Below are 13711 nucleotides of genomic sequence, written 5' to 3' on the forward strand. Positions count from 1 at the left end.
CCGTGCCGCCACCGGCGGTACGCCTGACTTCCCGAGGTCTTCATGAAGCTTCACCGCGCCATGGCGGCAGCGGCCGCCACGGCAGTGATAGCTCCCCTGGCGCTGCTCGCCGCCCCGGCCGCGTACGCCGACGGGGAGACGTCCTCCTCGCCGACCGCCTCCGCCTCCACGCCGGCGCAGGAGAGCACCGGCACCTCCCCGGAGCCGTCCGGCTCCACCTCCGCGGCGGCACCCGGCGGCTCCCCCTCCGCGAGCGCCTCCGCGTCCGACGGGACCAGCGCGTCGGCGTCCCCGTCCGCCAGTACGTCCCCGAGCGCCTCGGCGTCCGCCCCGGCGGACCCCGAGGACCCGGAGGAGTCGGAGGCGCCCGAGCCCGAGCCGTCCGAGTGCGTCGCCGCCACGGCCGACCTGGACATCTCCGGTCTGCCGGGCAGCATCGCGGCGGGCAGCGGCTGGCACGCGTTCACGCTGCACGTCCTCAACGACACCGGCTCCACGCTCAGCGACCTCGTCTACCTGGTCGGCGCCGCCGCCGAGGACGGCGACACCCTGTTCACCAGCGGGCAGGTCCGCCTCCAGGCGTACGACCCCGAGGACAAGACCTGGTACGACCTCAGCGACGAGGGCTACGCGGTCGGCTGGGCCGGTGGGACCGACGTCCTGAAGCCGGACTACGAGGTCGAGGTGCCGCTGCGGATCGATGTCGCCGCCGGTGCCCCGGTCGGCTCGGCGTTCACGCTCGGCGCGACGCTGTACGTCGACGAGGACCTGTGCTTCGGCGCCGCCGACGTGTCCTACGAGTTCCAGATCGCCGCCGCCGGCACCGACACCTCCGGCACCGAGCCGCAGACCGGCGGCAAGGCACCCGTGACCGGCGCGAAGCCCTCGGCCACCACGCCGCGGGTCACCGGCAGCCTGGCCACGACCGGGGCCGGGTCCGCGCTGCCCGCGCTCGGCCTGGCCGGCGGCTTCGCCGTCGTCGCCGGCGCCGGCGCGGTCTTCGCGGTGCGGCGGCGCAAGGTCGGCGCGCGGGCGTAGCACCGGCCGCCGGGCCCGCCCGACCGGGCGGGCCCGGCTCGGGACAGGGAGGGACCCGCGCTCGGAGGGGGGCGCGGGTCCTTCTCCGTTCCCCCGCCGACGCCGTCGCGGGCGGTCCGTCACCGCTTCGGCGGCACCGCCGGCATTCCGAGGAACGGCAGCCGCAGCGCGCCGAACGCGTCCGCCGGGACCACCGGGGCCTTGGGCTCGACGGCGGCCAGCCGCTCGTACGCCCTGCCCTGCGCCGGGCGCGGGTCGGGCTCGCCCTTGTTCGGCCAGTACGACATCGCCCGCTCGGCCTGGGCCGTGATGGTCAGGGACGGGTTGACGCCCAGGTTGGCGGAGACCGCGGCGCCGTCGACGACGGAGATGCCGGGGTGGCCGTAGAGCCGGTGGTACGGGTCGATGACGCCGGTCTCCCGGGAGGCGCCGATCGGGCAGCCGCCGAGGAAGTGCGCGGTGAGCGGGGTGCCCATCAGCTCGCCGACGTTGGAGCCGGCGAAGCCGTTGATCTCCGCGGCGAGGGCGGAGGCGCCCTCGGTGGCGGCCTTGATCTGCTTGGGGTTGGGCGAGCCGTGGCCCTGGCGGGAGGTGAGCAGGCCCTTGCCGACACCGGCCGGTTTCAGGTACGTCGTCAGGGAGTTGTCCAGCGACTGCATCACCAGGCCGATGATGGTCCGCTCCGACCAGCGGCGGTTGGAGAGCGAGCGGGCGACCATCAGCGGGTGTCTGGCCGCGTGGGCGAGGAAGCCCAGGACGCGGGTGGTGCCGGAGGCGGTGCGGCCCGCGTAGGGGACCTGGACGATCGACAGGCTGCCCATCGAGTTGGAGCCCTTGCCGTAACGGACCGGCTCGATGTGGGTGTTGGCGTCGGGGTGGATCGAGGACGTGATGGCGACGCCGCGCGTGAAGTCGGCCCGGGGCTGCCCGGTGGCCTTGCGGTAGCGGCGGTTGTCGGTCATCGCGCCGACCAGCGCCTCGGAGTTGGTGCGGGTCAGCGTCCCGAGCCGGTCGGATATGTACGGGAGCTGGCCGCCGGCCTTCATCCGGTGCAGCAGGGTCTGGGTGCCGTACGTGCCGGCCGCGAGGACCACGCGGCGGGCGGTGAAGGTCCGGCCTCCGGAACGGTTTCCGGTACGACCCCCGCCACGGCTCCCGTCACCGCCCCGGGCGCCGGTCTTCGCGCGCCGGTCGGTGGGGAGGGTGGCGACCGCGAAGCCGCCGCGCGAGTCGTCGGTGACGGATACCACCGTGGTCATCGGGTGGACGACCGCGCCCGCCTTCTCGGCGAGGTACAGGTAGTTCTCGTTGAGGGTGTTCTTCGCGCCGTGGCGGCAGCCGGTCATGCACTCGCCGCACTCCGCGCAGGCCCGCCGCTCCGGTCCCACCCCGCCGAAGTAGGGGTCCGGGGCCCGCTCCCCCGGCCGGGCCCGCACCGAGCCGTCGGCGTCCTCGCCGTCGCCGAAGAAGACGCCGACCGGGGCCAGGTGGAAGGTGTCGCCGCAGCCCATCCGTTCGGCGGCGGCCTTCAGGTGCACGTCGGAGGGGGTGGTGGTCGGGTTGAGCCGGACGCCGAGCATGCGGCGGGCCTGGTCGTAGTACGGCGCCAGTTCGTCCTTCCAGTCGGTGATGTCCGCCCACTGGGGGTCCTCGAAGAAGGGCGCGGGCGGGACGTAGAGGGTGTTGGCGTAGTTGAGGGAACCGCCGCCCACCCCGGCTCCTGCCAGGACCATGACATTCCCGAGGAGGTGGATGCGCTGGAGGCCGAACATGCCGAGCTTCGGGGCCCAGAGGTAGTTCTTCAGGTCCCAGGAGTTCTTGGGCAGCGTGGCGCGGGTGAAGCGGCGGCCGGCCTCCAGGACGCCGACCTTGTAGCCCTTCTCCGTCAGGCGGAGGGCGGACACGGAGCCGCCGAAGCCTGAGCCGACGACGATCACGTCGTAGTCGTACGCGCCGTCGTACGGGTCGTACGGGTCGTACGGCTCCTCGCGGACGTCGTCGCGAGCGTCGTCGCGGGCGTCGTCGTGGGCGTCCTGGGGCACGGTTGTCTCCTCGTCGAGTTGCGCGTGCGGGTCCGTCGGGGCGGGGCGCGCGGTTCTCCCCGCGCCCTGGGGGGATCACCTGAAGCGGAGCGCCTTCATCAGGTGGAGGCTGCGGGTCATGAAGCGGGCGTACTTCTCGTCGTCCAGGCCCAGCGAGGGAGCCATCGGCAGCAGGCGCTGGTGGGCGACGGTCTGCGCCTCGGTGTACTTGAGGATGCCCTCGGAGCCGTGCCGGCGGCCGAGCCCGGAGTCCTTCATGCCGCCCATCGGCGCCTGGACGCTGCCGTAGGCCGCGGCGTACCCCTCGTTGATGTTGACGGTGCCGGTGCGCAGCCGGGCGGCGACCTTGCGGCCGCGCCGGGCGTCCTTGGTCCAGACCGAGGAGTTCAGGCCGTACGGTGTGGCGTTGGCGTGCTCGACGGCCTCCTCCTCGGTGTGGAAGCGGTAGACGGAGACGACCGGTCCGAAGGTCTCCTCGGCGCACACCGCCATGGGCGCGGCGACGCCGTCGAGGATGGTCGGCTCGTGGAAGTACGGGCCGATGTCGGGCCGCGCGACCCCGCCGGCCAGGACCTTCGCACCGCGCTCCACGGCGTCCGCGACATGCCGCTGTACGGTCTCCAGCTGCCGCTGCCCCGCCAGTGACCCCATGTCGGCGCCGTAGGCGAGGGACGCGCCGAGCCGCATCGCCCTGGTGCGGGCGGCGAAGCGCTCCAGGAAGGCGTCGGCGAGGGACTCGTGGACGTAGAGCCGCTCCACGGAGATGCAGAGCTGGCCGGCGGAGGAGAAGCAGGCGCGGACCGCGCCCGCCGCGGCCTTCTCGATGTCGGCGTCCTCCAGGACCAGCATGGCGTTCTTGCCGCCCAGTTCGAGGGAGACGCCGACCAGGCGGTCGGCGGCGCCCCGGGCGACCTCGCGGCCGGTGCGGGTGGAGCCGGTGAAGGAGACGTAGTCGGCGTGCCGGACCACCTCGGGGCCGACGACCGGGCCCTCGCCGAGGACGACCTGGAAGACGCCCTCGGGCAGTCCGGCCTCGATGAGCAGGTCGCGGGCCCACAGGGCGGTCAGGCAGGTCTCGGTGTCGGGCTTCATGACGACCGCGTTGCCCGTGACGAAGGCGGGGAGCGCGTCGCCCACCGACAGTTCCAGCGGGTAGTTCCACGGGGCTATCTGCCCGACGACACCGCGCGGGTGGCGCAGTTCGGTGACCTTCGTCAGCGCCGGTACGGCGCCGGTGTGCCGCCTGGGCCGCAGGTAGGCGGGGGCCTTGCGGCCGTAGTGCCGGGCGGCGACGGCGACGGCTTGGACCTCCTCGTGGGCGTGCAGGCGGGCCTTGCCGGTCTCCAGCTGGATCAGGTCGAGGACCTCGGCCTGACGCTGGAGGACCAGGTCGTGGAAGCGGAGCAGGACGGCGGCGCGTTCCCGGACCGGGGTGCGCTCCCAGGCCGGCTGGGCGGCGCGGGCCCGGTCGTACGCCTCGGCCACGTCCGCCGGTGTGGACTCCGGCAGGTCGGCCAGCTTCCCGCCGGTGAGCGGGGCGTGGCTCGCGGTCCGTCCCGAGCCGGTGACGCCCTTGGTGAGCCGGGCGAGCAGCTCGGGGGTGACCACGTCGGCGGCGGTGCGGGCGCCCGGCGGGGCGGGGGCGAGGGGGTTGGTGCCGGTCCGTGCGGTGGCGGTCGGGTCCGTCACCGTCGTGGGGGCGGTCTTGGGGGCTGTCTGCTCCGGGGCCTGCGCGTCCGTCATGAGCGGCAGGGTATGCCGCTGCGGGGCCCTTGTGTACCCGTCGGTAACGCAGATTCACCGAGCGCTCACATGCCGCCAGTGATCGCTGGCAACGAACGCCCTGATCAGGGGGTTATTCGGGGGTACGGCCGCCCTCGGAGGACGCCGGCGAGGAGGAGGCCGGCCGCGACGGCGGGGGCGGCGGGGAGGACGGGGGTGGCGGGGTCGCGGGCCGGGTCGTGGGCGGGGGCATGGGCGGGGGCGGGGTCGTGGGGACGCGGGTCACGGTGACGGTGGCGGTGGGGACCGGGGTCGGGGAGCCGGCGGGGCCGCCGTCGCCGGGCGGGGCCTGGTCCGGTGCCGAGGTGGTCGGGAGCGGGTCCCCGCCTCCGTCGCCGGCGCCGTCGATCAGCAGCGCCGCCACGGCGGCGCCCGCGCCCGCCGTCGCGGCGGCCAGCAGCGCCACCGTGAGCATGGCCCGTTTCGAACGCCGTCGCCCGGAGCCGCCCGGCGCGGTGGTGCGCCCGGTGGCCAGGTAGGTCCGCAGCATGCCCTCGGCCCCGGCGGCGTCCAGCCGACGCCGCGGGTCCCGTTCGAGCAGGCCGCGGATGACGGGGAGCAGCGGGCCCGCCTGCGGGGGCGGCTCTATCTCCGCGGTGACCACGGCGTGCAGGATGCCGCCGAGCGAGTCCCGGTGGAACGGAGACTCGCCGCTGAGGACGGTGCACAGCAGGGCGCCCAGCGACCACAGGTCGGACTCGGGACCGGCCCGGCCGCCGGACATCCGCTCCGGCGCGGTGTACTCGGGGGAGCCGACGAAGGCGCCGGACTCGGTGAGCGTGGTGGCGCCCGGGACCTGGGCGACGCCGAAGTCGGTGAGCACGACCCGGCCGTCCTCGGCGACCAGCACGTTGGACGGCTTCACGTCACGGTGCAGGACCCCGGCGGTGTGCGCGGTGCGCAGCGCGCCGAGCAGCGCCAGCCCGATCCGGGCCGCCTCGGCGGGGCCGACCGGCCCCTGACCGGCGATCCGGTCGGCGAGCGAGCCGCCGTCGAGCAGCTCCATGACGATGTACGTCCGTTCGTCGTCGTCCACGACGTCGTGGACGACGATGATGTGCGGGTGGCTCAGCTGCGCGACCGCGCGGGCCTCGCGCAGGGTGCGCTCACGGCGGCGCCGGGCCTCGGCGGCGGAGAGGGTGTCGTCGCCGGGCAGTTCCTTGACGGCGACCTGCCGGCCGAGCAGTTCGTCGACCGCCCGCCACACCACGCCCATACCGCCGCGGCCGAGCCGCGCCAGAAGCCGGTAACGGCCCGCGATGACACGTCCGCCCGCCCCCTCGGTCACCATGCGTCCCATCATGCCGCACAGTGCGCGACGACTCGGGACCCGCGCGGGTCCGGGTGGCCGACAAACGACCTGGTGCGCCGGGGGTGCGCCGGGGGCTCGTCAGGCGGTGCCCTCCCGCCAGCTCCGCAGGACCGCCTCGAACTGCTCGCTCGCCGTCGCCCAGTCGTCGACGGGCGAGGACATGTAGAGGGCGTACTCGACGCCGTCCCGGGACAGGTACATCTCCTCGACGGCGCGGCGCGGCCCCGGGAAGGACGTGTCCTCGGCCAGCGCGGTCCAGGTGTACTCCCAGCGGGCGCTGGGACGGTCCCGGTAGTCGTTCTCCTCCAGCGTCACCCGCTGGTAGTCGGCCAGCCGCTGGAGTTGTTCCTCCAGGCTGAGCTGGTGGGCGTACGGGTCGTCGAAGTCGGGCGAGGTGTCGACGGCGACGCGGAGGAAGTGCTCGCCGCCGTCGGGCGTGTAGTCGACCTGTCGGAGGTCGCCGTCGTCGCCGTACACCTGGCGGGTCCAGTCCGCGGGCAGGGAGAGGCTGAAACCGAACGGGTCCTCGCGGCGGACCCAGTCGGCCGGAACCGCTCCCCCGGACGTCCCGGCGGAGTCGGAGCCGCCCGAGCCGTCCGGCGACTCGGAGCCGCCGGACCCCCGGGTCCCCTCCGTCGCCCCGGCGGTCACGGTCGGCCCGACGGAGACGGCGGAGTCGCCCTTGGTCCCGTCGCCGCCTTCCGTCGCCCGCAGCAGTACGGCGGTGCCCCCGCCGACCAGGGCGGCGACGACCACGGCCAGCACGACCGTACGCGCCCGGCGCATGCCGGACGGCGCAGGGGCGGTGGTCGAGGTGGTGGGCGTACCGCCGGGAGGTCCGTGGTAGGCGGAGTACCCGGCGTACGCCGGGTGTCCGGCGTGTCCTGGGTGCGCGAGGTCCGCGCCGTGGCGGCCGGGCGCCGGGGTGACGGCCGTGGGGCCTCCGGCCGGCGGCGGCACCGCGCCGTCCGCCGGTGGACGCCCGTCGGCCGGGCGCGGTCCGGCCGCGTCACCCGGCGAGGCCGGGTGGGTCACCGCTTGCGTCGGCACATACGCCTGCGCCGCGTCCGACCGGCGTCCCTCGGCCGCCTCGGCGAGCATCTGCTCGGCCTCCTCCGCCGAGGGCCGGGTGGCCGGGTCCTTGCGCAGCAGGGCGCTGACCACGGGCTCCAGCGGACCGGCGTGGCGCGGCGGTGCGGCCTCCTCCTCCACGACCGCCTGCATGGTGGACAGCGGTGAGGTGCGGCGGAACGGCGACCTGCCCTCCACCGCCGTGTAGAGCGTCGCGCCCAGCGCCCACAGGTCGGACGAGGGGCCGGGATCATGGCCGCGGACGCGCTCGGGCGCCAGGTAGTCGACGGAACCGACCACCTCCCCGGTCCGCGTGATGGTGGAGTCGCCCTCGATCTGCGCGATGCCGAAGTCGGTGAGGAGCACCCGGCCGTCCGCGCCGAGCAGCACGTTGCCCGGTTTCACGTCGCGGTGCAGCACCCCGGCGGCGTGGGCGGCGCGCAGGGCGCGCAGCACCCAGAGGCCGATCCGGGCCGCCTCGCGCGGCGCGACGCGTTCCTCGTCCTTGACCGCGTCGGCCAGCGAACGGCCCTCGACCAGTTCCATGACGATCCACGGCCGGCCGTCGTGTTCCAGTACGTCGTGGACGGTGACGACGGCCGGGTGGTTGATCCGCGCCGCCGCGCGCGCCTCGCCCCGGGTGCGGGCCAGCAGCACGGCCCGGTCCCCCTCGGCGACGTAGAGCGCGGCGGTCAGCTCCTTGATGGCGACGACCCGGTGCAGCACCTCGTCGTGGGCGCGCCACACCCGGCCCATGCCACCGCTGCCGATGGCGTCGCCGAGCCGGTAGCGGCCCGCGAGGAGCTGGCCCTGCATCTGATTCACGTTGCCCCGCAATGGTCTTGACTGGGTCAGCGTAGGGACCGGCCCTCGTCCAGGGAACCGGTGGGGCGCTCCGGAGACCGCTCTGTGACGGTTGTCGCTTTCTGATCGACCGGGCAACCACATCCGCTCAACCAGCGTCAACAGAGCGCTTATTCGGTCCAGCGATCAGGGACAAGCGGTACGGAGAGGACCGAAAGGGGTCAGCCCGTGTACTGGTAGCTCGCCGACGCCTGTTCGAAGAGCCGGGTCACCTCGTCGCGCTGCGCCTCCGGTCCGCGCACCTGTACCACGTGGTAGTGCCCGTCGATCAGGATCGCGAGATTGCGTACGTACAGCTCGCTCCCGTCGTCCCCGTTCCAGGTGAACTGCCCCTCGGCCATCGAGCGTCCGCCCACCTCGATGGACTTCAGCCCGGCCGAGGTGGCCCAGCTGGAGTCCCGGTAGGGCTGCAACTCCGGTTCGCGGTCCCGCTGGTACGTCATCGGATCGGCACCGAACTCCCCGGCGCCGTCCCTTCCCGGTACGACGATCAGCTCGAAGTCGCCCTGGCTGTACACGACCTGCCCGCGGCCGTTGACGGCGGTGCGGTCCCAGTCCTCGGCGACGGCGACGCGGAATCCCTCCGGGTCCTTGCGCAGGGTGAAGCCGTCGGCGACCTCGGGGCCGGTGGTCTGCGGCTCGGTGGACCCAGCGGACCGGGACGGGTCCGGTTCCTCGTCCTGCGGCGACTCGCGTTCGGGGCGGGGCTCGCCGCTGGGGTCCGGCGCTCCGGCGGCGCCCGTCCGGTCGGGGCCGCCGGCCGCGCCGGTGTCGCCGTCCTTCGGCATGAAGACCATGGCGTACGCGATCAGCGCGGCCATGCCGGCCAGTATCAGCAGGAGCAGGAGGCGGCCGAGCCGACGCGGTGAACCCGCCTCCCGCTTGGCCCGCTTGTGCCGTCCTTGGTGCGCGGGCAGCCCGGCGCGCCGCCTGCGCACCAGCTCGCCCCGGCGGCGCACGATCGGCAGCCGGCTCGCGTCGACGGGCGGGGCCGGGACGACATGGAGTCCCGCGTCGGGCTCCGGAGCCGACCGGACCAGCGAGCGCAGCCAGCCGCGCAGCTCCTCGAAGTCGAGCCGCTCGATGGGATCCTGACGCAGCAGCGACTCGACGACCGGCCTGAGCGGCCCGCATTCCTCGGCGTAGGCGGGCGGTTCCGCGCACACCATCTGCACCAGCTCGGCCGTGGACTCCTCCGGGTACGGGGCGTGCCCCTGGACGGCACGGAAGAGCAGGGCGCCCAGGGCCCACAGGTCGGTCGCGGGACCGATGGGCGGCGCCAGCCGCCAGTTCTCGTGCACCGGGCCGGCCTGCTCGGGCGCCCACCGCTCGGTGACCGGCCCGACCAGCGCCATCCGCGCCTGCCGGGCCCGCTCGGCGGCGAGCGCGGTGTCCGGTCCCCGGCGTACGGGAGCGTCGGCGGCCGGATCGTCCCAGCGACCGGTCGGCGGGGCCGGCGCGGGCACGGGGGCCGGCGCGCCCGGCGGAACCGAGGGGGCCGGCTGAGCGGCGGGGCCGGGCGGGTGCCGGGGGTCGGCGGGCGGGGTCGCCGGGGCGCCGGTGGCACGGGGAGCGGCGCCGTGCCAGGAGGTGGTGCGGACGCCGTAGGGGTCGGCGATCTGCCCCGGCGTGGGCCCGCCGGCGTGTCCGGGAGCGGACGGCGGCTGTCCCGGCCCGGTGCCGTAGGTGTCGGGGGCGGGGCGGGCTCCGGGCAAGGCCGCGCGGCTCTGCTCCGCCTCGTGGATGCGGGCCGCGGCCCGGGCACCGGCCCGGTAGGCGGCGATCGCCCCGGCCCGCGCGGCCCGGACGTCCCCGCTGCCCCCGAGCGCACGCGGCCCACCGGCGTCACCGGCCCCGCCCGCCGCGTCCGCGCCCTGCCCCGGCAGCGCCTCGGCCACCCGCGCCTGGATGGCGGCCCGCCGAGCGGCTTCGGGGTCACGGGGAGGGGGACCGGCGGGGCTGCTGGGGCCACCGGCAGGACCAGCGGGACCCGCAGGGCTGCCGGGACCGCCGGCAGAACCGAGGGAACCCGCAGGGCTGCCAGGCCCACCACGACCGAGAGAACGCGCGGGGCTACCAGGTCCACCGGGACCCAGGGGACCACCGGGACCACCGGGACCGGCACCACCGGGACCGAACGTGCCGGTGGAGCTCACGGAGCCGAACGTGCCGCCGGGACCCACGGAGCCGGCCGGCCCCTGGCCCCCGCTCCCGTCAGCCCCGCTCTCCCCCTCACCGCCGGGCACGGGGTCGTACCCGCACAACGCCTCCTCCGCCGCGCCGACCGCCAGCCCGGTCAGCAGTACGCGGCCGTCGTCGCAGACGAGCACCGTGCGCGCGGTGATGTTCCGGTGCACCCAGCCGTGGGCGTGCAGCACCCGCAGGGCCATCAGGACGTCGGAGGCGATCTCGGCCGCCCGGTACGGCGTCAGCGGCTGCTCGGCGAGCAGGGCCGCCAGCGGCCGGGCGGGCACCAGCTCGCTGACGACCCACAGCGAGCCGCCCTCGGCGAACACGTCGAAGACCTGGTCGAGACGGGGATGGTCGGGAATGGCCGCCGCGGCCTGCGCCGCCTCCACCGCCCGCCGCACCACGGGGTCGGCCGGGCGCCGGACACCGCTGCGCGAGGACGACGATCGCTGGACCGGCCGCCGGGCCCCGCCGTCACGCGCCGTGAACCCCTCGGGCAGCCCCTCCGCGTCGAGCACCTCCGCCTCGACGACCTCGGGCAACGGCACCTGCCTGACCAGTACTTCCTGTCCGCTGTACGTGTCGAAGGCGCGGCTCTCGGCGAGTTCGTACTCGTCGGAGGGCGGCAGCGGCAGCCGGTAGCGGTCGGCGAGGACCCGTCCCGCGTAGTCGTCCACGTTGCCTCCCCCGGCATCCCGGTCGGTCGATTCCGCTCGCCCCGCGGCCGGTTCCTACTGCGTACGGTCCGCAAGCACTCACGATACGTGCCGGAGGCAACCCTCAGAGAGCAGTCGCCAGATATCAGCGCCGCCAAACCCGCGCACGAGAGGCGCGGAGCGGGATCAGCCCTTCGGCTCGAAGGTCTTCGTCAGCGTCCGCCAGGTGTTCCGTCGCTGGTCGGTACCCCAGTCGGCGGCCCTCGCGGTGTACATCAGGGCGTACCCCTGCTTCTCGTCCACGACGAATCCGCGGTCGATCGTGCGGTACTTGGTACCACCGTCCACGTAGGTGAACTCCCAGTCGGCCGCGTTCCAGCCGCGGTAGCCCACCTTCTCGATGCGGATCTTCTCGTACTGGGAGCGCGTCATGTACCGCTCCTGGTTCTCCCAGTCCGCCACCGGGTCGTCCTTCGGCGTGGTCGTCCAGGCGATGAGCAGCTTCTGCCCGTCCGGGCCGGTGAACCGGTCCCCCGAGGAGCCCGTGGTCTGGTACTTCCAGCCCTCGGGCAGCCCTATCTCGTACCCCTGGTCGCCCTGGTGCGTGGTGGCGGCCCCTTCGCCCGAGTCGTCCGAGGAGTCCCCGGACTCCGAGGCGCCCTCGTCCTGCCCTTCCTCCTGGGTGGACGTGCCGGCCCCCGCGCCCGCCTCGCCGGACGCGCTCGCCTCCGCGCCCGTCGAGCCGTCCGCCGAGGCGCCCGGTGACACGGCGTCGTCGTCCTGCGCGGTCGTGTCACTGGCGGTGGCCGTGGTCGCGGTCCCGCCGGAGCCGGCGTTGTCGTCCGCGCCGTCGTCCCCGCCCAGCGTGAGGGCCAGCACGGTGCCGAGCACGGCGAGGACGACGACCACCGCGATGATCACCAGGGTGCGCCGCGGCACGACATCGGTGAGGGACGCCTTCGGCGTGGGCCGGGACGGCAGGTCCGGCGGTGTCATCACGGGCCAGCCGGAACTCCGCCCGCCCGACGCCGCGTCGCCGCTCCCGGCGGCGGACGCGGTGGGCGTGACGCCGGTGCCGCGCGACGCGGCCGCCGGGACGGTCCCGCCGGAGCCGGTGTCCGAACCGGTCGGCGCCGGGCCGCTCCGGGACTTGGCGCGGGACCCGGCCGCCGCACCGGCCGCTCCGGCCGACACCGCCGCCTTGCGCACGGAGCGCAGCGCGCCCTTCAGCCGCTCCCCGGCCTCCTCGCCCCGCTTGCCGCCGGACCGCTCGTCCGGCTGCGCGGGCAGCGGCACCACCTTGGTGGCGTCCATCGGCTCGGCCGGGGTGCTCGCGGGCGCGTGGATGACCTTGTTGAGCAGCGCGCGGGCGCCCGCGTCGTCGAGGCGCTGGGCGGGGTCCTTGTTCAGCAGTCCGTAGATGACGTCCCGCAGCGGCCCGGCGTTCTTCGGTTCCTCCAGCTGCTCGGTCATCACCGCGGTGAGCGTGGCGATGGCGGAGCCCTTGTCGTACGGCGGGGTGCCCTCCACCGCCGCGTACAGCAGCCCGCCGAGCGACCACAGGTCGGCCGCCGGTCCCGGCTTGTGCCCGCGGGCCCGCTCCGGGGAGATGTAGGAGGGGGCGCCGACGAGCATGCCGGTGGAGGTGATCGACGGGTCGCCCTCGACCTGGGCGATGCCGAAGTCGGTGAGCACGACCCGGCCGTCCTCGGCGATCAGCACGTTCGACGGCTTCACGTCGCGGTGCAGGATGCCCTCGCGGTGCGCGGAGCGCAGCACGTCCAGCACGGCGAGCCCGACCTCGGCGGCGCGCCGGGGCTCCAGCAGGCCGTCCTCCCGGATGACCTCGGCGAGCGACTTGCCTTCGACGAGCTCCATCACGATCCACGGCCGGTCGTCCTCGTCGACCACGTCGAAGACCGTCACGGCGCTGTTGTTGCGAATCCGCGCGATCGCCTTGGCCTCGCGCAGCGTGCGCGTGATCAGGCGCCGCTTCTCCTCCTCGTCGATGTTCGACGGGAACCGCAGCTCCTTGACGGCGACCGTGCGTCCCAGGGTCTCGTCCTGGGCCCGCCACACCGTCCCCATGCCGCCGCGGCCGAGCACGTCTCCCAGCCGGTACCGCCCGGCGAGGAGACGTGCGCTCTCGTCCTGACGGGATGTCCCCGCCCGCTCCGCCTCCGACATGCGTCCCCTCATGCAACCCGCCCTGACAGAGCCTTCATTGTCTCTCACCCGACAAGTGCTCGACGCCCAGGGTGCCCCTGGCCGCACCCCACGGTCCCACGTATCGGGAGCCCCGGTGAACCGGGTGGCGCGGCATCCGGGACGACGGGTGCGCCGTGGGAGGAACCGCGCCGCCACCGCTTCGGACGCCACTGACGACCCCCCTGGTTCTCGCCCGCCGCGTGCGGTCCCCGGCCACCGCGGCGTCGCCCGGCGCACTCCAACTGGCGGTGAGCAGCGCGATGTTGCTGCCGGGAACGGTCGGATGAGCGCCCGACCCGGGCGGTGACCGGCGGGGCGCCGACCCTTCACGCCTCGCTCCCCCGCCCCGACGCCCGCCCGTACGGCACCACCCCGGCCACCGGGGCACCGCCCCCGTCCCCGTGACCCCCCTTCAGGCCATACGCCTCACGCTTCCCCCTTCCCGGCCGGTCCCGGCCACGCCGCCCACTCGAACGCCGGCCCACGTGCCGTTCGCCCCGCGCCCCGCCTGTCCCCGCACCCGTAGAACGGCCGGCGCCCGCACGGAA

7 protein-coding genes are annotated in these 13711 nt (G+C 75.0%); 1 reads left to right on the forward strand and 6 read right to left on the reverse strand.

Annotated features, from left to right (window positions below):
* Positions 1-42 precede the first annotated feature (42 nt).
* A complete protein-coding gene (locus Sdagh_RS15755) occupies positions 43-1038 on the forward strand; it encodes an LPXTG cell wall anchor domain-containing protein (protein ID WP_190076715.1) in 996 nt (331 codons plus the stop codon).
* 119 nt (positions 1039-1157) lie between these two features.
* Here Sdagh_RS15755 and Sdagh_RS15760 read toward each other — a convergent pair whose 3' ends face one another.
* From Sdagh_RS15760 to Sdagh_RS15785, 6 genes are all read right to left on the reverse strand, one after another.
* The gene (locus tag Sdagh_RS15760; RefSeq protein ID WP_226535365.1) at positions 1158-2975 is read right to left on the reverse strand and encodes a GMC family oxidoreductase; all 1818 of its coding nucleotides are present in this window, start codon (positions 2973-2975) and stop codon (positions 1158-1160) included.
* A gap of 180 nt (positions 2976-3155) precedes the next feature.
* Positions 3156-4823 (reverse strand): succinic semialdehyde dehydrogenase, encoded by a 1668-nt coding sequence (locus Sdagh_RS15765; protein ID WP_190008393.1) that lies wholly within the window; start codon positions 4821-4823, stop codon positions 3156-3158.
* Positions 4824-4935: 112 nt separating this feature from the next.
* Positions 4936-6153, reverse strand: coding sequence for a serine/threonine-protein kinase (locus Sdagh_RS15770; protein ID WP_372478450.1), 1218 nt, complete (start codon positions 6151-6153; stop codon positions 4936-4938).
* A gap of 99 nt (positions 6154-6252) precedes the next feature.
* On the reverse strand, positions 6253-8061 hold the full coding sequence (locus tag Sdagh_RS15775) for a serine/threonine-protein kinase (RefSeq protein ID WP_189417793.1): 1809 nt from the start codon (positions 8059-8061) through the stop codon (positions 6253-6255).
* Positions 8062-8270: 209 nt separating this feature from the next.
* Positions 8271-10976, reverse strand: coding sequence for a serine/threonine kinase C-terminal domain-containing protein (locus tag Sdagh_RS15780; protein WP_190076714.1), 2706 nt, complete (start codon positions 10974-10976; stop codon positions 8271-8273).
* A 165-nt stretch (positions 10977-11141) separates the two neighbouring features.
* Positions 11142-13142, reverse strand: coding sequence for a serine/threonine-protein kinase (locus tag Sdagh_RS15785; RefSeq protein ID WP_190076713.1), 2001 nt, complete (start codon positions 13140-13142; stop codon positions 11142-11144).
* Positions 13143-13711 lie beyond the last annotated feature (569 nt).

It is taken from the genome of Streptomyces daghestanicus, from assembly GCF_020521275.1.
Classification (GTDB): domain Bacteria; phylum Actinomycetota; class Actinomycetes; order Streptomycetales; family Streptomycetaceae; genus Streptomyces; species Streptomyces griseoviridis.

Coding starts and splice junctions, on each gene's coding strand:
- Sdagh_RS15765 (WP_190008393.1), bottom strand. CDS start 4,823: ATGACGGACGCGCAGGCCCCGGAGCAGACAGCCCCCAAGACCGCCCCC.
- Sdagh_RS15755 (WP_190076715.1), top strand. CDS start 43: ATGAAGCTTCACCGCGCCATGGCGGCAGCGGCCGCCACGGCAGTGATA.
- Sdagh_RS15770 (WP_372478450.1), bottom strand. CDS start 6,153: ATGGTGACCGAGGGGGCGGGCGGACGTGTCATCGCGGGCCGTTACCGG.
- Sdagh_RS15785 (WP_190076713.1), bottom strand. CDS start 13,142: ATGTCGGAGGCGGAGCGGGCGGGGACATCCCGTCAGGACGAGAGCGCA.
- Sdagh_RS15775 (WP_189417793.1), bottom strand. CDS start 8,061: ATGCAGGGCCAGCTCCTCGCGGGCCGCTACCGGCTCGGCGACGCCATC.